The organism is Shewanella sp. GJ50-10 (assembly GCF_055808815.1).
Window position 1 is genome coordinate 376,364 of the sequence record NZ_JBVVSS010000001.1, and the last position, 25,435, is coordinate 401,798.

Here is a 25,435-nt window from a genome sequence, read left to right on the forward strand (position 1 = left end):
AATATTATTATTGTTAGTCCGCATCAGCGGTTAATGTTGCGCCATTTGTTGCGCAACATGTTTGCATGACCTCGGTGTTATACCATATTTTACAAACAGGTTGGGAATTGGGAGTTTTAATGTCACAAAAAGGTGTTTTTAAGGCAAAGGAAAGGTTAAAAGACGCTCAAGTCGATGCGCTTAAATTACCGCCTCATTCTATTGAAGCTGAGCAATCTGTTTTAGGTGGCTTGATGCTTGATGCTGAAGCTTGGGACAGGGTCTCTGAAGCTATCGTGGCAGATGACTTCTATTCTCGTTCACACCGAATGATTTATGCCGCCATGAGCCGTTTAGTCGAAACGGGGCAACCGATCGATTTGATCACCGTATCCGAACGTCTTGAAGTTGAAGATCAGCTTGAAGATGCAGGTGGATTTGCGTATTTAGGGGAAATTGCTAAAAACACCCCAAGCGCGGGTAACATTTTATCCTATGCTGACATCGTACGTGAGCGTGCTGTTGTTCGCGACATGATTGGTGTTGCACATGAAATTGCCGATGCAGGTTATAACCCTGAAGGGCGAAACTCGGGTGATTTACTCGATTTAGCCGAAACTAAAGTGTTTAAAATTGCTGAGTCCCGAGCTAATGCCAATGAAGGCCCTGAAGGTATTAAATCGATTCTTGAAAAAACCGTCGATAAAATCGAGCAGTTATATAATAACCCTCATAACGGTGTTACTGGGGTATCCAGTGGGTTTAGTGATTTAGATAAAATGACAGCAGGCTTTCAGTCTGGCGATTTAGTGATTGTGGCCGCTCGTCCATCGATGGGTAAAACGACCTTTGCGATGAACTTGTGTGAACAAGCCGCCATGAATGAAGACAAGCCAGTACTTATTTTCAGCTTGGAGATGCCGTCAGAACAAATCATGATGCGTATGTTGGCGTCTCTTGGGCGAGTGGATCAAACTAAGATCCGTACCGGACAATTGGACGATGAAGATTGGGCGCGCGTGTCATCGACTATGGGTATCATGCTTGAACAAGGCAAGATGTACATTGATGATGGCTCAGGCTTAACCCCAACTGAAGTACGAAGTCGTGCACGACGTATTGCCCGTGAGTATGGCGGCTTATCTATGATCATGATCGATTACTTGCAGTTAATGCAGGTACCATCGTTAAAAGATAATCGTACCTTAGAAATTGCAGAAATTTCACGCTCGCTAAAATCATTAGCTAAAGAGCTAGAAATCCCAGTTATTGCACTGTCACAGCTTAACCGCTCGTTGGAGCAACGTGCCGATAAACGTCCTGTTAACTCGGATCTACGTGAATCTGGTTCGATTGAGCAAGATGCCGATTTGATCATGTTTATTTATCGTGATGAAGTGTATAACGATGATTCTGAACAAAAAGGTGTGGCAGAGATTATTATTGGTAAGCAACGTAACGGACCGATTGGTCGTGTGCCGTTAACCTTCCAAGGTCAATTCTCTCGCTTTGATAATTACTCTGGTACGCAAATATTTGATGAAGATTAATCCTACTTCACAAAGCTGAAATACGTCAGTAAGTTGCTATGATCAAAACAAGCCTCTGTTGTTAAAACAGAGGCTCATTTTTTAGTCGTTCAGGTGATACTACCTGAGTTAGTTTGCCAAATAAGGTCAATTATTTGAAACCATTTCCCCGTGCTGAAATTAGTCGTCAAGCCCTGCAAGATAACCTTACAAGGCTTAGAGAGATTGCACCTAATAGTAAAGTGATGGCTGTGGTTAAAGCTAATGGTTACGGCCATGGTTTACTCAATGTGGCTGAATGTGTCGATAATGCCGACGGATTTGGATTAGCAAGACTGGAAGAAGCATTACAGCTTCGTGAAGGTGGGGTGACGGCAAAGTTATTGCTACTTGAAGGCTGCTTTCGTCAATCTGATTTGCCTTTATTGGTACAACATCAAATCGATACCGTTGTTCACCATGAGTCTCAGCTCGAAATGCTTGAGCAGTCTAATTTAACTGCGCCAATCACTGTTTGGCTTAAAGTCGATTCAGGTATGCATCGACTAGGCTTTGGAATTGAGCAATTCCAAGATGTTTATCAACGCTTAAAAGCGTGTCCGAATGTAAAACAACCTATTCATTTAATGACTCACTTTGCTTGCGCTGATGAACCTGATAACAGCCTTACTCAGCAACAAATGGATGCCTTTAATAAATTGATCGCAGATCTTCCTGGTGATCGCACTTTAGCTAACTCAGCGGGTACATTGTTTTGGCCTCAAAGCCAATGTGACTGGATAAGACCGGGTATTGCCCTTTATGGTGTTTCGCCTGTTTATGGAGATAAAGGCACTCATCACGGTTTAGTTCCTGCAATGGAGTTAGTATCTAATTTAATTGCCGTACGCGATCACAAGGCGGGTCAAAGTGTTGGGTATGGTGCGCATTGGACTGCAACAAAAGATACTAAGCTTGGCGTCGTGGCTATTGGTTATGGCGATGGTTACCCGCGCAATGCACCAGAAGGCACACCAGTTTGGCTAAACGGACGCCGTGTTCCGGTAGTGGGTCGAGTGTCGATGGATATGTTAACTGTTGATTTAGGCGCTCAAGCCACAGACAAAGTGGGCGATCTCGTTCAGCTTTGGGGCAAAGCATTAGCGGTAGAAGAAGTAGCAGAACACATAGGTACAATTGCTTATGAGTTAGTGACTAAGCTAACCCCAAGAGTCGTCGTCGATCTACAAGAATGACATTGTCATTTGCTAAGAAATGTTAAAAGGAACCTTAGGTGCAGTTGTATAAATCAGTCGTAATGATTTATTGCGTGTTATTCAGTTTAGACAGTCTTGCTCAAACAACTACCATTCAACAAATTGCTACAGAAGGCACAGCTGTTTCAGTAGAGCTGCCAGTGGAAGAATCGGCTGATCCAAGCCAAAAACCATCAGACGATAATACTGATGACGCAGCTTCGAAAGCGATGCCACAATATGATGCCGAATTTGTTGCCGTACCCATTGTATTTTCAACGGAAACGCTAAGTACGACTTTTGGCGGCGCAGGCTTGATTAAACATGCTGGCCAGGCTCAAGCCGTGGCGCTAGGGATAGGGCTTTATTCAGCTAATGATAGCTGGTTAACCTACGCAGGCTTTTATAATTATCAAATCCCCACATTAGATCAATGGCTGTTCAGTGCTGAATTATTTCGTGGTCATTATGAGCAAGGTATTTATTATTTACCTCAGTCAGTAAAGGATCAACAAACTGATCGTATTATCAGTGTCGGTGATGAAGGTTTTTCAAAATTACATATCAAATATGTACTGCCAATTGGCGGCGGTGCCAATGGCGCTGCAGCATCACTTGCTCGCAAGAAAAATGCAGTTAGCTGGAATCCATTAGAGTCAGGTGTAACCTCTGTGACGCTTACGCCATTCAATAAATACCGTGAATTAGAAGCGTTAGACTACTTGCCAGACGAAGCTAGGGGCTTTGAATTGGCGCTTGATTGGGATAATCGAGATTCTGCTAATAATACGACTCAAGGTGGTCAGACGAATCTGACATTAACCCGCGGAAGTGAAATTAACGATGACCCAAATTGGTTCATGTGGGAATTCGAACAAAGTGCATTTTTATCTTTAGGTGGTAATGCATGGTTTGAAGAGCAAGTATTAGCAGCGAATGTTTACGTAGCAGACACCCCTAGCTGGGATAGTTATGATGGTGACAGCCAAGATTATAAGCGTCCGCCCAGCTTTGCAGGAGTATCTCTGGGCGGCTTTGATCGCTTAAGAGGTTATGACTCAAGACAGTTTACCGCACGAAGTGCAGTTAATTATGCAATGGAGTATCGGGTAACTCCGCGCTGGCAGCCGCTTCAAAGTTTGCCAGTGTTTAATTTATATAATGTACCTTGGTGGCAGTGGGCACTATTACTTGAGGCAGGTAATGTCAGTGACGAGTTTAGTATGAGCGCTTTGCATCAAGACATGAAAACCTCATATGGCGCGAGTGTTCGCTTTGAAGTTGAAGATATCGTTATTCGTGGTGACTTTGTCACAGGTGGTGATGAAAGTCAGTTTTGGGTGATGGTCAACCAACCTTTTTAATCAGCTTTGTTATTTTGCTGAAGATTAGAAATTAATCATAAACAATATTTATTAAAGGCAGCATAGTGATATAATGTGCGGCTGTAATTTTGACTGGTAATTAAATAAATTGTCAGTATTAAGTTAAGTTCATTAAGTCGCTGATTATCATCGATAAGGTAAAGTTTTGGCTTCAACAACACTGAATAGAGCACTTTCCATCGCCCCAATGCTTGATTGGACTGATAGGCATTATCGCTATTTTGCGAGATTAATGTCGGCAAATACTGTGCTGTATACCGAAATGGTCACCACAGGTGCGATTATTCATGGGCAAGGCGATTACCTAGCCTATAACCAAGAAGAGCATCCTGTCGCATTGCAATTAGGTGGTTCTAATTCAAAAGATTTAGCGGCCTGTGCCAAATTGGCGTTTGAGCGTGGCTATGACGAGATTAATCTAAATGTTGGTTGTCCGTCTGATCGAGTTCAGAATGGTCGTTTTGGTGCCTGTTTAATGGGTGAGCCGGCGCTAGTGGCTGAATGTGTTGATGCCATGAAGCAAGTGGCCGATATTCCTGTGACAGTTAAAACGCGGATCGGTATTGATGAGCAAGACAGTTATGAATTTTTAACTGATTTTGTCGATACGGTTAAAGCTGTTGGCTGCGATACTTTCATTGTGCATGCCAGAAAGGCTTGGCTGCAAGGTTTAAGTCCGAAAGAGAACCGTGAAATACCTGAACTTAACTATGAACGTGTTTATCAGCTCAAGCGTGATTACGCTGATTTGAATATCAGTATTAATGGCGGGGTAAAAACCTTAGAAGACTCTCTATCGCATCTTAAGCAACTTGATGGAGTTATGATTGGGCGTGAGGCTTACCAGAATCCATATCTGTTAGCTAAAGTGGATCAATTGATATATGGCGAAGACAAACCCGTTATCACTCGTGAGCAAGTGATTGAGCAAATGATGCCGTATATTGAGCAGCATTTAAAAGATGGTGGCAGACTAAACCATATAACCCGTCACATGATTGGGTTATTCCAAGGCTTACCAGGTTCAAGAGGTTGGCGCAGACATTTAAGTGAGAACGCCCATAAAGCTGGAGCGGGTGTTTCAGTTATTTGGGATGCGGTTGCAAGAATGGAGCAAAGCCGTCCGCCGGCGGATGTGACTTTTTATCCTAATAATGTTTAATTCATTAAACTAACGTGATCTAACAGTTTAACGATACTAATTAGTGGATTATTTCTTAGTTTTAAAAGCGCCTTTTGATGGCGCTTTTTTTGTGGGTTCTATTTAGCTAATTAAGTTTTAGCTAAATTCACTATTTTAGTGGTTAAAAATACTAATAGTTTAAAAAATGTTCAGTTCGATTTTGAGAGGATAAAGTGTTTCCTGCTAAAAAACTCTTTAAATTCAGTATTTAAAAATATTTTTAAAACTTGGCACGTAGCTTGTAATAACCATGGTGTACCCAACAATTGAAAAGGAAGACATCATGTTTAACTCAACAACTAATACAACTGGTTTAATTTCTACTACAAACACTAACGCAAATTCATCAGCTAAAAGTGTATTGACAAAAGTGGCTTTAGTCGCATTATTTGCAACAGCAAGTATGGGCGCTCAAGCAAATGACTTAAACAGTGCCGATATGATTGATGTGCTAGAAACACGCATTAGTGAAACTGCAACTGAAATGCTGCATACAGCAAAACAAGAAATTGTCCTGTCGCTGCATAGCCAAATTGCAGAGCAAGTGTTTGAGTTAAACAGCTCACTGGAGTTAGCTGAAACGAAGCAAGAAGCAACAACTGATTCTGTTTTAGCCAGCAATGAGGACTAATTCATGGATTTAATGATGATACTTCATTTAGCAGATCCATTAATTTCATTACTTCTGCTTCCCGTTGTTAGCTTTATTGTTTGTTCATTATTGATATGCGGGTTGCAGTGGTACCAATTTAAAAGTGTTGATGCGATTTCTAAAGAGATGACAAGTTTAGATTTCGCTGGAGAAAGAAAATGAACATGTCTGATGTGGAAAAGTTTTTAAAAGCAGATAAAAGCATTATATGCGGCGCAACTAACTCAGTATCAAAACAGTTTGGCTGGTCAGTTATGTGGACGCGAGTATTATCGTTATTAGCTATTTGTTTAAACCCGACGATGGGATTGATTGCTTATTTTGTAACAGCAATCGTTGTGAGCCAGCAAAAAACAAAATACTGATGTTAGGGTAAATTTCCCTAACATCAAGACTTCGCAAACTAGAGTCTGTTATCGACTTTAAGCAATATTAATAACCTAAACATTCAAAGTGTTATTAATCCGCCACTTTATTCGCTTTTGCTGAGACTATTATCTTTTTAAAAAGGCCTGGAAGCGTGCTTTAGCTTCATCACTTTTTAGCCTTTCGCCAAACACCTCTAATTCAGCCAGCATTTGCGCCTTAACCTCAGCTTGGTTATAGCGTAGTAACTTTTTAGATGCTTGTAGTGCAAGCGGCGGCTGAGCTGCCAGCTTTTTGGCTTGGCCAAGGACAAATGCATCAAGTTCAGCTTGCTCAATGACGCTATTGATGATGTTGAGTTCGCAGGCTGTTTCCGCGTTAAAGCTTTCTGCTAGCAGTATTAATTCAGCAGCTTTTTGTTGGCCGACAATAAGCGGTAATAGTAAACTTGAGGCGGCTTCTGGAACTAGTGCCAGATTAACGAAGGGCAGCTGAAATTTAGCACTGTTATCTGCATAAACTAGGTCGCAATGCAGCAGCATTGTGGTGCCAATGCCAACAGCGGCACCAGATACGGCTGCAACTATTGGTTTTTTTAAGTTAAGCAAACAATGAAGAAATTGTACCGTTGGGTGAGATTCATTTAATTCACCGCTGGCAAGGAAATCTGCGATATCGTTACCGGAAGTGAAACAGTTATCTTCACCTCGTAACATAAAGGTACGAATGTCGTTGTCGGCTTCACCTTGGATCAGGTATTCTGTAACCTGTTGGTACATTTTAAGATTAAATGCATTACGTTTTTCAGGACGATTAAAACTGATAATACGTACGCCTTGATCATCCTTAACCTGAATCTGACTCATTCGTTGTTTTCCTTATGGACACGAGTAGGGTGTAAATGGAGTTTATGACATTGAAAGCAATATTCAAACAACTGTTTAGTTTTTTAGCGTTAAGCGTATTTTCTTTTTCTGCTTCAGCCGGAATAATGCTGAGTGAAGGACATGTACGAGCAATGCCTGCGAGCGTGCCAAACACCGCAGCTTATTTAACCTTGATGAATCATTCTGACGAGGCTGTGACTTTAGTTTCTGTGACTACGCCAGCAGCAAAAGAAGCGCAATTACATACCTTGGTTGAAGAAAATGGCATGGTTAAAATGCGTCAAGTAGAAGGTTTTGATATTCCATCTCATGGCACGTTATCGCTGCAACCCTCAGGTGATCATATTATGCTGCTATCATTAACAGCACCATTAACTATTGGTGATACTGTTCCATTAGTTTTGACATTCAAAGATGGCAAAACACTTGCTATTGAATTGGCTGTTGAGAAAAGATCGACTAACGAAACTCAAGAAAGCCATCACCACCATCATCATTAAGGAGTTGTATTGATGCAAATGACAAGGAATAAAGTATTTGGCGTCGTAGGAATAATCTTATTAATTGGTTATTTCATTGCGGTTTGGTGGAGTATTGAGCCTGATATTCTCGAGCCTGAAGTGCTGCAAAATGAACGTGGTGAGAACATTGTAGGTTATGCGACCACATCTTCACTTATTTCAACCATGGAAACCTTATTGGACAAACCAGGTGGCTGGTTATCCAATGATATTATGCCGCCATCAGTGATGATGGATAATATGCCGGCATTTGAATTTGGTGCGCTTGAGCAATCTCGTGACTTAGCCTTGATTATGCGTAAAGAGTTCAGTCGCTCGCAATCGCAATCTACCGCTGATGGCGATTTACTTGCTGCACACTCAAAGTTAAATATTGAACATACGAGCTGGTTAGTACCAAGTGCTGAGGGCGAGTACCGTGAAGCAATCAAATTACTGAAATTATATCGCGCAAAAATTAGCGATACTAAAAACAGTAATGCCCAGTTTTATGCTCGTGCTGATAACTTGAATGAATGGCTAAAAGAGGTTCAAAAACGTTTAGGTAGTATGTCTCAACGTTTATCGGCTAGTGTCGGCCAAGACAGACTAAACACTGACTTAGCTGGTGATTCAACAGCAAGGCAGTCAACCCCTTCACTTGCCAGTGCCGAAATTAAGACAAGTTGGTGGAAAATTGATGATGTGCTTTATGAAAGCCGAGGCTCTGCTTGGGCGTTATTAAATTTCATGAAAGCCATCGAAGTTGATTTCGCCGACGTGTTAGAAAAGAAAAATGCTGAAGTCAGTTTACGTCAAATCATTCGTGAACTTGAAGCGACACAGCAAACCGTTTGGAGCCCGATGGTTCTTAACGGAGATGGATTTGGATTAGTCGCTAATCACTCATTGGTGATGGCTAACTATATATCCCGCGCAAATGCTGCGGTGATTGATTTAACTAACTTACTCTCTCAGGGATAATGATGAAAAAGACACTTCTTGCCACTGCCTTATTAGGTATGTTGAGCGTTTCTTCTGCTCATGCAGCTACTGTTGTTGGTTTTAAAGTTGGTGGTGATTACTGGGATGCTGATACCAGTGGTTCATTCAACAGCGATGATGGTGTAGCACAAACTTATAACTACGAGTCTAAATCTCAAGGAAGCTTATGGATTGCAATTGAGCACCCAATTCCTTTAGTGCCAAACATTAAAATTCGTGAAAACCGTTTAGAAGGTAAGGGCAGCCAAGTTGGCTCAAACTTTATGTTCAATGGTCATCAGTTCGAAACTGACACGACCGTATATAACGACCTAAGTAACACTGATTTTGTTCTTTACTACGAAATCTTAGATAACGATCTAGTGGCATTGGACTTAGGTGCGGCTTACAAGCAAATGCATGGCTCTTTACGTGTTCAAGATCCTGGCCACCCAGAAGAAGTTGACGTAGATAGCGGTATCGTGATGGTTTACGCCAGCGCTGAAGTTGGTGTTCCAGGTTTAGGTTTGTATGCTTTTGCTGATGTAATGCTAGGCGTAGATGAAACTAGTGTTTACGATTACAACGCAGGTCTTGGTTGGAAGTTTGATGGCGTTGCACTTGATACTGCAGTACGTGTTGGTTACCGTGAGTTCAACTTTGATGTTGATGACTTTTCTAGCACAACACAGAATATGACCTTTAAAGGTGCATTTGCTGGTGTTGAACTGACTTTCTAATCAGTTAGTTCATAGAAAGAATAAGCCGCCTTATGGCGGCTTTTTTGTGGCTCAAATTTAATATTATTTACAGAATTATTAAGCTGTATTTTGAGCAGACATCATTTCAACTTAAGGTGTTTAAAATTGTTCAAGTACTAGGCAGAGTTGATGTTACTTGTTGCAGTTGAATTCGATACTGTGAAAGGTATTAGTTATCGTGATTTCAACTTGGATGTTTAAGGATTCAAGCATTCAGTAAGACTTGGCATTTAAAGATGTTTCACAGAAAGTGAACTGACTTTCTCCAGAGTGAATTTATAGATATAAAAAAACCGCCAATTGGCGGTTTTTTATGTGTTATCTGTTCAACATTATTGAGCGATTAAGCCGTTGTTGATTGAGATGATGTCATCTTCACTCAAGGTACCAGCAGCTTGTTTAAGTGCTAGGATTGAGTTGATGTAACCATAACGCGCATCAGATAACTGACGCTTTGAATCATACAAGTCACGAGTACGGTTTAGTACGTCAACGATAGTACGAGTACCGACTTCAAAACCTGCTTGAGTCGCTTTTAGTGCACTTTCAGATGAAACCACTGATTGTTCATAAGCGCGGATTGAACTGATTGATGCGCCAACGTTGTTAAAGTTATTACGTACATCTTTAACTACACCACGGTGTACTTGTTCAAGTTTTTCACTTGCTTCAACATACTGGAACTGCGCTTGTTTAACTTGTGAGGTGACTTTGAAGCCTTCAAAAATCGGTACACTCAATGTCACAGCAATGTTGGCATTGTCATAATCAGCACCTGGGCTTTGGTCAAAACCTTTAGTGTAACCAGCACCTAAGTTTAGCGAAGGCATGTGGCCAGCTTTGTAAAGGGTGATGGTTTCGCTCGCGATATCACGACCAATACGTTGGGTCATTAAATCGATGCTATTGGTTTCAGCAATTTTTAACCATTCAGATGAAGTGGTTGGGCTAGGTGCCCCAGCTGAGAAGCGGTTAGTATCTAGGGTATTAATGGTTTTATGATCTATACCTGTGATTTCACGTAATGCTTCATAGCTGTTCGCTAATGTGTTTTCAGCTAGAATCTCAGTTGCTGAAGCTAAATCGTATTGCGCTTGTGCTTCATGTACGTCGGTAATTGCCGTTAGACCTACAGCAAAACGTTGTTTAGTTTGCTCTAGTTGACGTTCAATCGCACGTTTCTCAGCGCCTTGGAACTCAAAGTTATCTTTTGCAGTTAATACATCAAAGTATGCGGTGGTCACACGGATGATGAGCGCTTGCAGAGCTGATGCATATGCAGAGTCAGCTTGAGACGCTGCCATTTCAGCTAGGTCTAGTCCAACCCATGCACTGTGGTCATAAATGACTTGATTAAGTGATAATCCACCAGTAAAACCTTCTGGTTTTTCTGTTGGGCTGCCATCATCAATGTCATTCCATGCTTTTGAGTAACCGACATTAGCACTGATGGTAGGAAGTAGGGGAGCACGGTTTTCTTCAATCGTTTCGTATAATGCATCACGTTGAGACTGAGCTTGAAGTACGATGGTATCGCTTGTCAGCGCTTGCTGATAAATCTGCAATAAATCGTCAGCATTTGCTGCAGGTGCAGCAACAGCTAGTGTTAGTGCTGCGTATAAAGAACGTATTTTAAATTTCATTTGCTGCCCTTTTAGACATAGTCTCCACTTGGGAGGTAAGATAATCTTGTTTGTTCACAATTTAAATTTTTAAGCAAGATCGCTTTAGCATTTTGTGAACCCGCTAAAACTTTGTGCAATCCCGCTATGTATCTAGTGTGTATGATAAAAAGACTATCATCTTTAAGCTAAATATCAACTTTCAAGTTGTAACAGATTTTTTTAGACACACATGCTTAAATGCTTAGCTAATATAATAATGCATTAAATATTTCAAAGGGCTTACAAACTGTAAGAAAAAATATGAAAGATAGTGAAGTAATAGAACAATTTAACGCAAAAAGCGATGTGGAAGTCATTTCGACTAAAACTTTGTATAAAGGTTTCTTTCAATTAGACGAATATAAATTCAAGCATAAGTTATTTTCTGGTGGTTGGAGTGAGGTCGTCACACGTGAAGTATTTGAACGCGGAAATGCAGTGGTCGTATTGCCTTATGATCCAACAACACATCAAGTGGTTTTGATTGAACAAATTAGACTTCCTGCATTAGCAACCACTAATTCTGTTTGGCTTCTTGAACTTGTGGCAGGTATGATTGCTACCGATGAAGTACCTGCAGAAGTGGCAGAGCGTGAATTATTTGAAGAAACTGGCTTGATTGCCAGTGAAGTGCACTTTGTTAATAGTTATTTAGCAACACCGGGTGGTTCTTCTGAACGTTTTCATTTTTATTGGGCAAAGGTGGATGCCAGCAAAGCAGAAGGCATTCATGGCTTAGATTATGAGCATGAAGATATCAAAGTGCATGTTGTCGACTTTGATGCTGCAATGGAAATGGTTAACTCAGGTCGTATAGACAACGCCTCAACGGTTATTGGCTTACAGTGGTTAGCCCTTAACTTAGCTAAGGTTAGACAAGGTTAGAGGGTTCACTAGAGTTAGCTAAGGTGATTGAGGTACTACTAGCGTTGAAATGCATCTAGCAGTGATTTAATCAGTAATTTTAATCAATTGTTCAATCAAAAGTTAATTCAAAAATTCAATTACAGAAGTATGCAAGTGAGACCATTGTGAAGCCATCAAGTTTGAAGCAACCAAACACTAAAGATAAATACCAACCTAACGTCAGTGCGTTCTTAGCCCTGTGCGGACGTAATTATGCTTTGATTTTAAAGTGGTTACCTGAAGCTGCTGAGGTCAATGAATCATGGACAATTGAAGGTGAGTTCGGCTTGTTAGATGTCACGATTTTAGAGAACACAAAGTATACTCAATTAATTGAAATAACACGCCATTTACCCAATAGCGATTTCCTTATCACACCTAAAGCTTGTGTGCGAGTCTATCATGATGCCCAATTAGCAGAAGTGTTAACTAGCCAACAGATTTATCGGTTACAAGCAGTGTATGATTATCCAAATGTACATATGCATCAAACGGATGAGAAGTATCAAGTTAATGCATTTCTCGAAGAGTTGTTAAAGATTGGATGTCGCCCAGTGCAAGTCTGTTCTTCATCACTCTGAAACATTGAATTAATTTATTTTGGGATTAATTAGTGCTTAAAGAGCCTGTGTCTTATTCAATTGCTGAAACGGATGTCGTGCGACTTATTCAAGTTACTGACCCGCATTTATTTGCAGACCCTGAAGCGAAGCTATTAGGTGTAAATACGGCTGCCAGTTTTCAGGCTGTTTTAAATACCTTCCTTGCGACTGAATATCCTGCTGACATGATTTTAGCAACGGGTGATATTAGCCAAGATTACTCCCCTCAGTCTTACCAGCATTTTTCTAGCACAATTGCTGAGTTAAACCTTCCTTGTCATTATCTTCCTGGCAACCATGATGACCCTAGGTTAATGAGCTTGCACATGCAAGGAAGCCATTTATTTGGTCAGCAGCAGATTATTGCGGGTAAGTGGCTAATTTTGATGTTAGATTCTACCGTACGGGGTAAACCCGGTGGTTATATGGCTGAGCAGCAATTTTCCCTGATTGATGCGGCCATAAAAGCTCATCCTGATAAGCATGTATTGCTCGTTATGCATCACAATCCCATTTTGGTTGAGTGTAGCTGGCTTGATCAGCATTGCATGAGTAATGGTAAAGACTTTTTAAAGCGGGTGAGCCAATACCCACAGGTCAGAGGCGCACTCTGGGGACATGTTCATCAATCCATTGATACCGTTTATCCGACTGCAGAAGCTGGCATTCATTTAATGGCGACGCCATCGACCTGTATACAATTCAAGCCGAAATCATCATATTTTGCCTTAGATGGGCTTCAACCCGGCTATCGTTTGCTGGAGTTAGCCAGCAATGGTAGCATTCAAACTAATGTTTATCGGGTGCCTGGTGAAAAATTCTCTCCAGACAATGATGCTAGCGGATACTAAACGCTAATTTTTCATGTGTTGGCCTGATTTTTTAGATGCTTAGGCATTTTAGGCTAATTAATGCGAGAGGAAACATGCTTCTCTATATACATGGATTTAATAGTTCCCCTCAGTCAGATAAAGCAGTAGAAACGGCGCAGTACATTCAACACCGTTTTCCAAATTTACCCTTCATCCAACCTCAATTACCCTCATCGCCAAAAGAAGCGATGGCATTATTATGTGGTATTGTAGAGCGCGCGAAAGCGGAAGGTGAGCCATTAAGGTTTATTGGCTCTTCTTTAGGTGGGTATTTTGCCAGCTATTTAGCTGAAATCTATGGCGGAAAAGCCGTTCTGATCAACCCAGCGGTGAAACCATTTGAGTTGTTTGATGAGTTTATCGGCCCTCAATATAACCCGTATACAGACGAGCATTATCAAGTATTACCGCAACATAAGTTTGATGTAGCAGAATTTAATACTGAAGTGATATATCGTCCCGACCGTTTCTTAGTATTTTTGCAAACTGGCGATGAAGTGTTAGATTATCGTCAAGCGTTATCTAAGTATCATTGTTGTGAGCTGCATTTAGAGCCCAATGGTGACCACAGTTTTATTGGCTATAAAAATCAGCTAGATAAGATATGTGAATTTTTAAAGATTTCTTAATCAGTTTTTATTATGGCCCAATATTGTGGGCTAACAATTGACCAAATGTGTGGACTATGACCAATCAATACACTTCTGATGCCATCGAGGTTCTTAACGGACTCGACCCAGTAAAACGCCGTCCAGGTATGTACACCGATACCACTCGACCTAACCATCTAGGTCAAGAAGTCATTGATAACAGTGTCGATGAAGCTTTAGCTGGTCATGCAACTAAAATTGATGTGGTGCTTCATGCCGATAACTCATTAGAAGTGATCGATGATGGTCGTGGTATGCCAGTAGACATCCACCCTGAAGAAGGGATCCCTGGTGTCGAGCTTATCCTGACCAAACTACATGCTGGTGGTAAGTTTTCAAATGACAGCTACCAATTCTCTGGTGGCTTGCATGGTGTGGGAATTTCAGTCGTCAACGCGTTATCTAAACGGGTAGAAATCAGCGTTCGCCGTGATGCGCAAGTTTACGAAATCGCTTTCGAGAACGGCGACAAAGTAGAAGATCTGCATGTGACTGGTACTTGTGGCAGACGCAACACAGGTACTCGTGTGCACTTTTGGCCTGATGCAAGCTACTTTGACTCGGGTAACTTTTCAATCTCCAAACTGTTATACCAATTACGTGCTAAAGCAGTGTTATGTCCTGGTTTACGTATTAAGTTCACTAATAAGCAAAACGGTGAAGTGAATGAATGGTATTACGAGAGTGGCTTAACTGATTATTTGAAAGAAGCTGTGAAGGGATCCGTTCTATTACCAGAAGAGCCATTTATTGGTGAGTTTTCAGGTAAAACTGACGCAGCTGAATGGGCTATTACTTGGCTTCCTGAAGGTGGAAATAGCATTTACGAGAGCTACGTTAACTTAATCCCAACGCCGTTAGGCGGCACCCATGTCAATGGTTTTAGGCAGGGGTTATTGGAATCGATGCGTGAGTTCTGTGAATTCAGAAACCTAGTGCCTCGTGGTATTAAACTATCACCTGAAGATATTTGGGACAAAGCATCGTTTATCTTATCGATTAAGATGCAAGACCCGCAGTTTTCTGGTCAAACAAAAGAGAAATTATCGAGCCGTCAAAGCTCGGCATTTGTTTCAGGGATCGTTCGTGATGCATTTGCGCTTTGGTTAAACTCAAATACTGAACAAGCTGAGCAATTAGCTGAATTGTGCATTAGTAATGCCCAGCGCCGTTTAAAAGCTGCGAAAAAAGTAGCACGTAAAAAAGTCACTTCTGGTCCTGCTTTACCAGGAAAGTTAACTGATTGTAGTGGTCAAGACCCAATGCGCGGTGAGCTATTCCTTGTGGAGGGTGACTCTGCAGGCGGTAGTGCAAAACAAGCACGTGATCGAGAGTTTCAGGCGATTATGCCGCTACGTGGTAAAATCTTAAATACTTGGGAAGTGGATGCATCTCAAGTGCTAGCTTCACAAGAGGTTCATGATATTTCTGTGGCCATAGGTTGCGACCCTGACAGTGAAGATATTTCAGAACTGCGTTATGGCAAAATCTGTATCTTGGCGGATGCCGATTCTGATGGATTGCATATTGCGACCTTATTATGTGCTTTGTTTATGAAGCACTATCGCGTGCTAGTAGAAAAAGGTCATGTTTATATCGCAATGCCACCGTTATTCCGTATCGATTTAGGCAAAGAAGTATTTTATGCCCTAGATGAAGGCGAAAAAAACGGTATATTAGATAGAATTGTTGCAGAAAAGAAAAAAGGTAAAGTGCAGGTCACTCGATTTAAAGGATTGGGTGAAATGAATCCATTACAGTTACGTGAAACCACCATGGATCCGAATACACGTCGATTAGTTCAGCTAACGATTGATGATAATGACGACACAATGGCGATAATGGATATGCTCTTAGCTAAAAAACGCTCACCAGACCGAAAAGTTTGGCTAGAGTCAAAAGGCGACTTAGCAGAGATCTAACACGGTAGTTAGATACGTATGGATACCTTGCGCATTGCCCAAAGACTAAGGCAAAGAATAAATATAATGTCGAGAATAATAATTAAAATGGATATCAAGCAAATTTCAACAGCGTTAAAAACACTGTCTGTCATAGCCTTAGCTCAGCTAGCTGCGGTTAAGGCACTTGCTGCCGATCCTATGATGATTACTGTGACAAAAGGATTTGGACTCACTTTATATGCTTCAGACTTGGGTGACTCCAAGCAGATGGCAATAGGTAGCCAAGGCACTTTGTTTGTAGGTTCAAGAAAGAGTGGCACCATATACGCGTTAGTGGATACTGATAACGATGGCCAAGTGAATAAACGCTATTTGATTGGCAAAGGTTTAGAGTACCCAGAAGCTATTGCATTTCATAATGGTGATTTATACGTCGCTGAAGACGATCGCATATTGCGCTATCAGGATGTCGAAAACCGTTTGCGCAGACCCGGTAGGCCGAAAGAGGTTTACTCAGGCTTACCAAGCATCGATAAAAAACACGCCAGAGGAATGGAGTTTGGTCCTGATGGACGATTATATTTGTCGATAGGCTCTCCATGTAATGTGTGTGAAGCGCCAGCACCTTTTGGCAGTTTATTGGCTATCGATATTGAGTCCGGTGATACCGAACAAGTGGCTTCTGGGCTTCGTCGCGTAATTGGATTTGATTGGTCACCGTCTACAGATAAATTATGGTTTGCCGACCAAGGCCGAAATTGGATGGGTGATAATATGCCCGCTGATGAAATCAATCGCATTGATGTTAAAGGTAGCCATTTTGGTTTTCCGTATATTCACGGAACCGACGTCAAAGAGCCTGCATTTAATAAACCAGACACGTTAAATATAACAGCACCAGAATTTGAGCTTCCTGCTCATGTTAAACCCACAAGTTTGCTTTTTTATGAAGGTAAGCTGTTTCCCAAGCGTTACCACAATCAACTTTTTGTTGCCGAAAATGGCTCTTGGAATCGTTCAAGTAAGATCGGTTATCAAGTTGTCATGCTAACTCTTGACGGTGACCAAATTACTGAACGTGAAAGAGTGGTAAGCTTTTTAGACGGAGAATTTCCCGTCGCTAGACCTTATGACCTGATAAATGCACCTGATGGTGCAATGTTCATCTCTGATGACTTAAAAGGCAATATATACCGCTTGTATTACAAAGCGACAGAACAATCACAGGATAAGAACTAATGAGTGATGCGATTGAATTAAGCCTTGATGGCGTTGAGCAAATGCCTCTACGCCGTTTTACTGAAGAGGCTTATTTAAACTATTCAATGTACGTGATTATGGACCGTGCATTGCCACATATTGGCGATGGTTTAAAACCTGTTCAACGTCGTATTATTTATGCAATGAGCGAACTTGGCTTATCAGCCCAGTCAAAGCATAAGAAATCAGCCCGTACCGTTGGTGATGTATTAGGTAAATACCATCCCCATGGTGACAGCGCATGTTACGAAGCCATGGTATTAATGGCGCAGCCATTCTCATATCGCTACCCCTTGGTAGACGGTCAAGGAAACTGGGGTGCTCCAGACGATCCTAAATCTTTCGCTGCGATGCGTTATACCGAAGCAAAACTGTCAAAATTTTCTGAAGTACTATTGTCTGAACTTGGCCAAGGCACGGTAGATTGGGGCGTTAACTTTGACGGCACCATGAAAGAGCCAAAGTCATTACCCGCTCGATTACCACATATTTTACTTAATGGTATTACTGGTATTGCTGTTGGTATGGCAACTGATATTCCACCGCATAACGTGCGTGAATTAGTATCAGCATGTGTTGAGTTACTCGAAAACCCTAAGGCTGACTTAGAACGCCTGATGGAGTTTGTTCCCGGTCCTGATTATCCAACTTACGCTGAGATTATTACCCCAAGTAAAGATATCGCTAAGATATACGAGACTGGCCGCGGCTCGATCAAAATGCGCGCGGTTTACGATATTGATAATGGTGAAGTAGTCATTACTGCTTTACCGCATCAAGCGGGCAGCGGCAAAATTCTTGAACAAATCGCTAATCAAATGCAGGCCAAAAAGCTGCCAATGGTGGCTGATTTACGTGACGAATCCGATCACGAAAACCCTGTGCGATTAGTGGTTGTGCCTCGTTCAAATCGCGTTGATTGCGATCAGCTGATGGCGCATTTGTTTGCCACCACAGATTTAGAAAAGAGCTTTAGGGTTAATTTAAATGTCTTAGGTCTTGATGGCCGCCCTAAAGTGAAAGGGCTAAAAGAGCTATTAACTGAATGGCTGACCTACCGTATTTCTACAGTGACTCGCCGTTTGCAGTTCCGACTAGATAAAGTGCTGGCGCGACTTCATATTCTTGATGCGTTAATGATCGCGTTCTTGAATATTGATGAAGTCATTGAAATTATTCGCTTCCATGATGAACCTAAAGCCGAGCTAATGGCGCGTTTTGAGTTATCAGAGAAGCAAGCAGAAGCCATTTTAGATTTAAAGCTGCGTCACTTAGCCAAACTTGAAGAATTCAAGATTAAAGGCGAGCAGGAAGAGTTAGCTGCTGAACGTGACAAGCTTGAGTTAATTTTAGGTTCTGAACGTCGTTTAAAAACTTTAGTTAAGAAAGAATTGATTCAAGACGGTGAAACATTTGGCGATGACAGACGCTCACCAATTATTGAACGCTTAGAATCTAAAGCATTAACAGAGCAAGAGCTTACACCTGCGGAATCTGTGACGGTTGTACTGTCAGATAAAGGTTGGGTTCGCTGCGCCAAAGGTCATGATGTTGATGGCGAAGGACTAAACTATAAAGCGGGGGATGCTTTCCTCTGTAGTGCGAGTGGTAAGAGTAACCAACCAACGGTGTTTATTGACTCTACTGGGCGGGCTTTTGCAACTGACACCCATACTTTACCTTCTGCTAGAAGTCAGGGCGAACCGATCACCACTCGCTTCAATTTATCGCCTGGCGCGGTCATGCGTCACGTATTATTGGGCGTGGATAGCCAATGCTATTTACTTGCTAGTGACGCCGGTTACGGCTTTATTGGTTCTTATGCCGATATGATAAGTCGTAATAAAGCGGGTAAAGCCTTACTCAGCTTACCAGCCAATGCACAGTCGTTAATGCCTAAGCTTGTGAACAAGGGCGTGACACAGTCAATTATTGCCATTACCAATGAAGGCCGCATGTTGATATTTGATGTGGATGCACTGCCGCAATTATCTAAAGGTAAAGGTAATAAGATTATAGGTATTCCAACGGATCGTGCTAAGAGCCGTGAAGAGTTACTTATCCATCTTGATATCATCCCTGAAGACGCCTCAGTGACCTTATGGGCAGGTAAACGTAAGTTAACCTTGAAACCATCTGACTTAGAGCATTATCGTGGTGAGAGAGGCCGTCGCGGCGCTAAACTGCCTAGAGGCTTACAGCGGGTTGATAGCGTGCAGATTGAGCAGGGCTCACAAGCCGCTGAGCTTGAATCAGATGAAGCTAGCGAATAATGTAATTGTGAGTAGTCAAAAGCTTTAAAACAAAAATGCTGCCTTAGGGCAGCATTTTTTATGAATAGATTTTGAAGAATTAACGCTAAAGAGAAATGAAATTAAGCGACTTCGTAGAAGTTAGGCTCGACATCGACTTGGGCTTTAATAATGTTAGTCGCCATACGTGAACACTTACCACACTGATCAGCAACACCTAAGCGTTTTTTAACGTCAGCTAAAGAGCTGTCACCATGTTTGCTTACTGCTTCTCTGATTTGGGTATCAGTAATTCCGTGACAAAGACAAACGTACATAAAGCCTCTTCGTAAAGTTTGATGACATATTTAAGCAAAAAGAATGAGTCGGATTAAATATGCTAGCTAATCAACAATAATGTAATTGTAAATGAAAACAGTTCTCATTGCTAATAACTTTTTGAACAAAACTGATAATTAACGAAAAGTAATGGTTATTATAAACTGCAAACTAGCTCACGAAATCAGCAATAACGAGCTCTGAAGAGTACTTTTTGATGGAAAGTTAATAGCCTTTAATAAAATCAACTTGGTGATTAAGGGGCTGCTGTTTATTCCATAAATGGAAGTTTTCTACGAACACTTCAGCGACTTGTTCTGGAAAACTTGGGGCAGCAATGTGGGGAGTGATAATGGCATTAGGGCATTGCCAAATTGCGTGTTCACTTGGAAGTGGTTCTTGGTTAAATACATCTAATACAGCATATTGTTGCGGTTGATGTTGTAACTGCTTAGCGAGGGCATTTAAATCTAGAACATTTCCTCGTCCTAGGTTAAACAGAACTGATTCCGCAGGTAATAACGCTAACATGGTTTCATTGAGCATGTTTTCAGTATCTAAAGTGCTAGGTAAAATACTGGCTACAGCGTGTGATTTAGGTAAGTACTCTGCTAAATGATCAATCGTATCCACACGGTCAAAAAATGGTTTGCTGGTTCCGGTCTTACTTAATCCTGTGACTTTCATACCGAAATGTTTGGCAGTTTGGGCAATATGCTGTGCAATGGAGCCAGTTCCAAGCAGTAATAGATTCTGGCCTTGAAGCGTGCGGAAGTTACCTGGTGCCCATTGTTGTTGCAGTTGTTGCTGCTTATATTTGGCGTGTTCACGCTGATGTGCAAGCAAATAACCAAACAAGTATTCGCTCATTAACGGGCCAAAAATGCCTTTGATATTTGTGAGGGTATAATCGCGGCGTTGGCGTGAACCTGTGATTTTATCAACGCCGGCAAATGTTGATTGCAACCATTTAAGCTCTGCGCCTAAGTTTAATAGTGGGGCTGCAAGTTGGGGCTCTGCAAACCAAATATTGGCTTCACAAATACTGCTTGGATTATCCCCTAAAATAATAAGATCTGGTAAGTTATAGCTGGTTAATAACTCGCGATATTTATCATTTTCTTGGGTTAATAGCAGTAATTTATGTGCCATAAATATTCCATTTTTCGAAATTTCAAGGGAAGGTTAATGAATCAAATCATAGCATTTTTATCGAAAGTAGGCGCTATGTTACATCCATGGATGACTGAAATTGCCACCGCTTTAGTGGCCTGTACGATAGTTATTTTTGCGACCGATATAAATCGCGTGTTGAGAAAAACCCTATCAGGAAGTGGTTTTTTTATTCGAACCTGTGCGTTTGTTTTGGTGAATGCGTTTGGTTATGGTTTAGCGATTGTAAGTATTAGCCCATGGCTTGCAAGTCAGCTTAGGGTGATGCCATCCCAATGGATGTTACTTCTTGTTATTGGTATATTTTTCGGCATCGGAGCTTGGGCTCAGCGAAACAGGCAGGTATAAAGAGGTTGCTATATCTAGCTAGTTCACGCTAACAAGCGTGAACTGTGTCTAACTAATTTGCTAACCCCTCATGGCTAAAGCTTATCCGAACCACTGTTGATGACTATCATCAGTTTTGCATTCGATTAATGCAGCAGCGGCTTTATCTGGATAGTTACTGAAAATACCATCAACACCTAAGCCTTTAAGTGCACAAATGTCTTCAGGGTTATCGACGGTATAGACATAGATTTTTGCACCTCGTTGGTGAGCATCTTTTACCATTTCATGGGTAACAAAGTGAAGGTCGACATGAATAGAGTAGGCATTTAACGTCGTAACTGACTCGGCATAATGTAGCGGCACACCGGCAAGAATTGGCGCAACTCTGGCATTTGGAAAATGTTGTTTAACAAGACTTAAATATGGTTGATTAAACGATGAAACTAATATTTGCTCTTCGGTAAAATTTAGCTTGTCGATTAACTTGGGATAAATTGCCACTAAGGGCTCAGCTGTGTGATAGCCCTTTAATTCGATATTAACAACACAACGGCCATTAATTAACTCCATCACTTGCCACAGCGTTGGTATCGGGTGTTGCTTTATAGTGACGTTATCGATTTCTTGTTTCGATTTTAGGTGAGTTAGGCCAAAGCCTGACGTTTTGAGTTCTAGTCGGCGGTCATGAAACACATAGAGCTCACCTTCAATATTATAAACATCAAGTTCAATTGCTTGCACATTCAGTGCAAGTGCCTTATCCATGGCGGCTAAGGTGTTTTCTACTTCATAACCACTTGCGCCACGGTGTGCAAAAATCAGCATTTATTTAGCCTTTAATAATTTGGTTAATATCACGAGACTGACCGTTATTGATATGGATTTCCATTTGAGGATAGGCCAACTCAACGTGATTATCTTTTAGCTTTTTACAGATCCGCTTGTGTAAATTGTGTCTTAATGGCCAGCGATCACTCATGTCTTTAGCATAGGATCTGACTTCATAATCTTGGGTGTGCTGACCAAAGCCTGCAAACCAAACTTCTGGTTCAGGGAAGGTCAATGATAAATCACATTCTCTTACAGCTTGATGAAGTAATGCTTCAACTTTTGATGGGTCAGCATCACGCTGTACCGACACGCTAACGATTACACGTGTGATTGGATCTGATAGAGACCAGTTAACTAACTGTTCGGTAATAAAGGCTTTGTTGGGCACGATGATTTCTTTTCTGTCCCAGTCGACAATGGTAGTGGCCCGAATTTCAATTTTGCTTACGGTACCGGTTAAATCGCGGATTGTGACGGTATCGCCAATACGAATAGGTTTTTCGAATAAGATGATTAAACCAGAGATAAAGTTAGCGAAAATCTCCTGCATACCAAAGCCTAAGCCAACAGATAGAGCAGCAACTAACCACTGTAATTTCGACCACTCAACTCCGATGGTTGAGAACCCGACTAACAAGCCAATCAATATGACTAAGTAACTACTCACAGTGGTAATAGCAAAGCCCGTACCAGGGGGCAATTCAAGTCGTTGCAAAATGGTCAGCTCTAGCAAACCTGGCAAATTTTTAGCAATCATTGCCGAGAAACCGACGACAGTAAATGAAAACAGGATTGATTTAAGCGTGATTGGAATTTGCTGTTCAATACCGTTCACGACAGAGTGCGTATTCCACAAGGTGATGCCATCTAAAAAAGAAAATAAAGCGGTATGGGTTTGTGAGACCAATGCCAGTAAACTACCAAAGAAAGCTAATATTAATAGCGATCGCACTAAGCCCAATGATTGGCTGGCAATGGTCTCTAGATCAACAATGGGTTCTTCATAGTTATCATTAACATCAGCAGCGTTATTTAGGTCGCCACGTTCACGCTGTGCAAGGCGCTCTGCTCGGCGGGCTTTGGCACGGTCGAAAGCAATTAGCCGTCTTTCGATTAACATCCAACGTTTTATCACTTGATACAGCAGTAAAAAGCCTAAGCCGAGGAGTAAGGATAGTTGTAGCTGTAATAAAACTTGGAAGGCACTAAAGTAATAGCCAATAACAGCTAAAACTATACAAGCACAAGGCACGGAAATAAGGAATGCCCATGTAAGTTTGTTTAATAGTTTCATGTTCTTGCCATCATTGGCATTCGCACGAAAGTCGTTAATGAACGCGTACATATCACGATAAAGAATAAGTAAAGTGATAGTGAAAACTAAAAATGCACCTCGGCCAATACTATTACGGATCAAAGATGCATCAATTGCCTCGCTGAATCCCATAATGCCGATAAGTGGCCAACTCACAAAAATAAATCTTAAGGTTTTTTCTTGTAGGCGTTTAACCAAAGGCTGTGGGCGTCTGAAGTGACTAATGAGAATACCATTGTCTAACGACAATAAGGCAAAAAATCGATACACCCAATAAGCGCAACCAATTGATAGTATTCCTACACCAATTGAGTGAACAAAATTGAGTTCTGAGGAAAAAAAGATGAAACCCGCAAGCAGCAAAGGAAGGGGTTTTACTAACGAATAAAGCAAAGATAACCCAAGTGTCTTAGCAGTATAAATGAACCTATCTTGGGTTACGTTACCGACATTTTGACCAAAATCTTCAATCGCACGATTAAACTTTGGGGTTAATAAATCTTGCGCCATTAAGCAGAGAATTAAAATAATAACCCACCAAGCCCAATAAATATTTTGAGCCTGCCAAGCTTGCTTTAATTTTTCTCTTTGAGGGGCTTGAGTTAACCAAATTGCGGCATTTTTTAAATCGATTAACCATAAACCTGAAATACTAGCCGCGTTTGGTACCCAAAATAAATGTTCATTAAGGGTGTTTTTTAAGCGTAAATAGATGCGATTTAATTGTTCATTACTATTACGTAATTTAGCTTGTTCATTGAGGTAAACATCGTAGTTTTGCACTAACTGTTCAATTAAGCTTTGCTGTGATTCAAGCAGCTTTATTTGGGTATGATTCAGAAAGTCTTCATTGGTGAGTTGTTGCTTATTTAACGCTTTTTGTTGTTCGGCTTGATAGCGTTTTAAGCGAGAGTCGGCTATTTCAGACAGTAACAGATCTTGATTTGGTGGCTTTGGTAAAGATTGCAGCATTTGCAAGAACCTATCGCCAAAAGCTGAATTGGTTTCAACCCAAGTGATTTGTTCTTCCACATTGGTTAATTGTAGAGCATGGGATTGATATTGTTTTTCGGTCTTTTCTTGTTGGGTAATTACACGGGTGATGCCATCGGTTATCCGAATAAGCTCTTGGGCATATTGCTGATTTTGCTGACTGATTTGTTGCGAAACAGTGTCGGCTAATTGTTGCTCATCAATAATATTATTGGCAATGGTATTAGCAGCTTGCTGTTGGCGGTTCTGATTATTTTTTTATTTAATGTTTCAATTAACTTTTCTTGTTGGGCATGTTCAATACGCAATAGCTGTAGCTGTAATTGGGTTATTTGTTTTTGCTTGGGGCTGCTGGATAACTCGGAGGTCAAAGTATCAATGTGTTGTTTGAGTAATTCGCCTTGCAACAGATGCAGTTGCCCTAAAGGTGTGTCAGCAGGTGCAAGCTTAGTTCTTTGATGCTGAATTGAAGCATCTTTCGCCTGTCTTAACAAACTCGGTAATTGTTGCTGCCTTTTGGTTAGCTCGACCAACTGCTCACTTAAATCATTTTCTGACTGTTTGAGCTCAGATAAATGATAGTAGGCCATCGAAGCTTGCTGTCCTTCATCTACATCCGTGCTGATAGAGATTTCGGCAGTGGGTTTATTAATCTCAGTGGTGATTTTTTGGATAATCACGTCACTGTTTTTCTCAAGCTCAAGATAGCTTTTTTCTTCCATATCGAGTTTCTCGATACTGGTTTTCACGTTTTCAATTTGTGTCGACAAATCTGCGGTTTGCGATGAACTGCTACCTTGAGAAAAGCCCAAGCGTTTATCAAGTTGCAGGGGAGAGTTTGCCGATGCAAAAAAAGGAATAAAGCACAGTATAAAAAACGCAATACGTAACATAGGGAATGATT

At 41.2% G+C, this 25,435-nt stretch carries 23 protein-coding genes and 1 pseudogene; 18 read left to right on the forward strand and 6 right to left on the reverse strand.

What is annotated here, in order from left to right; translation table 11 throughout:
* The first annotated feature begins 119 nt into the window (after window positions 1–119).
* The 7 genes from dnaB (at window position 120) to AC0L4E_RS01525 (ending at window position 6,328) form a co-directional block, all read left to right on the forward strand.
* Window positions 120–1,529: a replicative DNA helicase gene (gene dnaB, locus AC0L4E_RS01495; RefSeq protein ID WP_220752133.1), complete on the forward strand. Its 1,410-nt coding sequence runs from the start codon at window positions 120–122 to the stop codon at window positions 1,527–1,529.
* Between the two features lie 134 nt (window positions 1,530–1,663).
* Window positions 1,664–2,743, forward strand: coding sequence for an alanine racemase (alr, locus tag AC0L4E_RS01500; RefSeq protein WP_473677693.1), 1,080 nt, complete (start codon window positions 1,664–1,666; stop codon window positions 2,741–2,743).
* Window positions 2,744–2,781: 38 nt separating this feature from the next.
* On the forward strand, window positions 2,782–4,107 hold the full coding sequence (locus AC0L4E_RS01505; protein WP_473677694.1) for a BamA/TamA family outer membrane protein: 1,326 nt from the start codon (window positions 2,782–2,784) through the stop codon (window positions 4,105–4,107).
* A gap of 166 nt (window positions 4,108–4,273) precedes the next feature.
* Entirely contained in the window at window positions 4,274–5,290 is a 1,017-nt protein-coding gene (gene dusA, locus AC0L4E_RS01510) for a tRNA dihydrouridine(20/20a) synthase DusA (RefSeq protein WP_473677695.1), read from the forward strand.
* 304 nt (window positions 5,291–5,594) lie between these two features.
* A complete protein-coding gene (locus AC0L4E_RS01515) occupies window positions 5,595–5,942 on the forward strand; it encodes a hypothetical protein (RefSeq protein ID WP_473677696.1) in 348 nt (115 codons plus the stop codon).
* A 3-nt stretch (window positions 5,943–5,945) separates the two neighbouring features.
* Window positions 5,946–6,125, forward strand: coding sequence for a hypothetical protein (locus tag AC0L4E_RS01520; RefSeq protein ID WP_285164076.1), 180 nt, complete (start codon window positions 5,946–5,948; stop codon window positions 6,123–6,125).
* A complete protein-coding gene (locus AC0L4E_RS01525) occupies window positions 6,122–6,328 on the forward strand; it encodes a PspC domain-containing protein (protein ID WP_220752145.1) in 207 nt (68 codons plus the stop codon). The genes AC0L4E_RS01520 and AC0L4E_RS01525 overlap by 4 nt, the downstream gene beginning before the upstream one ends.
* A gap of 129 nt (window positions 6,329–6,457) precedes the next feature.
* On the opposite strand, the gene AC0L4E_RS01530 is transcribed toward AC0L4E_RS01525, so the two are convergent.
* Window positions 6,458–7,195: an enoyl-CoA hydratase-related protein gene (locus AC0L4E_RS01530; protein ID WP_473677697.1), complete on the reverse strand. Its 738-nt coding sequence runs from the start codon at window positions 7,193–7,195 to the stop codon at window positions 6,458–6,460.
* Window positions 7,196–7,230: 35 nt separating this feature from the next.
* Between AC0L4E_RS01530 and AC0L4E_RS01535 the strand changes: the two genes are divergently transcribed.
* From AC0L4E_RS01535 to AC0L4E_RS01545, 3 genes are read left to right on the forward strand one after another with little or no spacing between them, the layout of a single operon-like run.
* Window positions 7,231–7,716 carry a copper chaperone PCu(A)C gene (locus AC0L4E_RS01535; protein ID WP_473677698.1) on the forward strand — a complete coding sequence of 162 codons (486 nt, stop codon included), beginning with the start codon at window positions 7,231–7,233 and terminating at the stop codon, window positions 7,714–7,716.
* A 12-nt stretch (window positions 7,717–7,728) separates the two neighbouring features.
* Window positions 7,729–8,700, forward strand: coding sequence for a DUF2333 family protein (locus tag AC0L4E_RS01540; protein WP_473677699.1), 972 nt, complete (start codon window positions 7,729–7,731; stop codon window positions 8,698–8,700).
* Between the two features lie 2 nt (window positions 8,701–8,702).
* Window positions 8,703–9,440, forward strand: a complete 738-nt coding sequence (locus tag AC0L4E_RS01545; RefSeq protein WP_473677700.1) for a TIGR04219 family outer membrane beta-barrel protein — start codon at window positions 8,703–8,705, stop codon at window positions 9,438–9,440.
* 353 nt (window positions 9,441–9,793) lie between these two features.
* Here the strand turns inward: AC0L4E_RS01545 and tolC are convergent, their stop codons facing one another.
* Window positions 9,794–11,104 (reverse strand): outer membrane channel protein TolC, encoded by a 1,311-nt coding sequence (gene tolC / locus AC0L4E_RS01550; RefSeq protein WP_473677701.1) that lies wholly within the window; start codon window positions 11,102–11,104, stop codon window positions 9,794–9,796.
* A gap of 282 nt (window positions 11,105–11,386) precedes the next feature.
* On the opposite strand from tolC, the gene nudF reads away from it, so the two are divergent.
* The 7 genes from nudF to parC all read left to right on the forward strand — a co-directional run bounded on the left by nudF (window position 11,387) and on the right by parC (window position 19,592).
* On the forward strand, window positions 11,387–12,010 hold the full coding sequence (nudF, locus tag AC0L4E_RS01555; protein WP_473677702.1) for an ADP-ribose diphosphatase: 624 nt from the start codon (window positions 11,387–11,389) through the stop codon (window positions 12,008–12,010).
* A 143-nt stretch (window positions 12,011–12,153) separates the two neighbouring features.
* Window positions 12,154–12,612, forward strand: coding sequence for a DUF1249 domain-containing protein (locus AC0L4E_RS01560; RefSeq protein WP_473681458.1), 459 nt, complete (start codon window positions 12,154–12,156; stop codon window positions 12,610–12,612).
* A gap of 32 nt (window positions 12,613–12,644) precedes the next feature.
* Complete coding sequence (cpdA, locus tag AC0L4E_RS01565) at window positions 12,645–13,484, forward strand: 3',5'-cyclic-AMP phosphodiesterase (protein ID WP_473677703.1); 840 nt, start codon at window positions 12,645–12,647, stop codon at window positions 13,482–13,484.
* Between the two features lie 74 nt (window positions 13,485–13,558).
* Window positions 13,559–14,134, forward strand: a complete 576-nt coding sequence (locus AC0L4E_RS01570) for a YqiA/YcfP family alpha/beta fold hydrolase (protein ID WP_473677704.1) — start codon at window positions 13,559–13,561, stop codon at window positions 14,132–14,134.
* Between the two features lie 56 nt (window positions 14,135–14,190).
* A complete protein-coding gene (parE, locus tag AC0L4E_RS01575) occupies window positions 14,191–16,077 on the forward strand; it encodes a DNA topoisomerase IV subunit B (RefSeq protein ID WP_473677705.1) in 1,887 nt (628 codons plus the stop codon).
* A 180-nt stretch (window positions 16,078–16,257) separates the two neighbouring features.
* A complete protein-coding gene (locus AC0L4E_RS01580; RefSeq protein WP_473681460.1) occupies window positions 16,258–17,298 on the forward strand; it encodes a PQQ-dependent sugar dehydrogenase in 1,041 nt (346 codons plus the stop codon).
* Window positions 17,298–19,592 (forward strand): DNA topoisomerase IV subunit A, encoded by a 2,295-nt coding sequence (parC, locus tag AC0L4E_RS01585; RefSeq protein ID WP_473677706.1) that lies wholly within the window; start codon window positions 17,298–17,300, stop codon window positions 19,590–19,592. The genes AC0L4E_RS01580 and parC overlap by 1 nt, the downstream gene beginning before the upstream one ends.
* 101 nt (window positions 19,593–19,693) lie before the next feature.
* On the opposite strand, the gene AC0L4E_RS01590 is transcribed toward parC, so the two are convergent.
* Window positions 19,694–19,888, reverse strand: coding sequence for a bacterioferritin-associated ferredoxin (locus tag AC0L4E_RS01590; protein ID WP_055023428.1), 195 nt, complete (start codon window positions 19,886–19,888; stop codon window positions 19,694–19,696).
* 226 nt (window positions 19,889–20,114) lie between these two features.
* Window positions 20,115–21,041: a D-2-hydroxyacid dehydrogenase gene (locus AC0L4E_RS01595; protein WP_473677707.1), complete on the reverse strand. Its 927-nt coding sequence runs from the start codon at window positions 21,039–21,041 to the stop codon at window positions 20,115–20,117.
* Between the two features lie 36 nt (window positions 21,042–21,077).
* On the opposite strand from AC0L4E_RS01595, the gene AC0L4E_RS01600 reads away from it, so the two are divergent.
* Window positions 21,078–21,410, forward strand: coding sequence for a DUF3392 domain-containing protein (locus AC0L4E_RS01600; protein ID WP_473677708.1), 333 nt, complete (start codon window positions 21,078–21,080; stop codon window positions 21,408–21,410).
* Window positions 21,411–21,491: 81 nt separating this feature from the next.
* On the opposite strand, the gene AC0L4E_RS01605 is transcribed toward AC0L4E_RS01600, so the two are convergent.
* Both AC0L4E_RS01605 and AC0L4E_RS01610 read right to left on the reverse strand, forming a co-directional pair.
* Complete coding sequence (locus tag AC0L4E_RS01605; RefSeq protein WP_473677709.1) at window positions 21,492–22,217, reverse strand: glycerophosphodiester phosphodiesterase; 726 nt, start codon at window positions 22,215–22,217, stop codon at window positions 21,492–21,494.
* A gap of 4 nt (window positions 22,218–22,221) precedes the next feature.
* Window positions 22,222–25,424: pseudogene (locus AC0L4E_RS01610) on the reverse strand (mechanosensitive ion channel domain-containing protein).
* Between the last annotated feature and the right edge of the window lie 11 nt (window positions 25,425–25,435).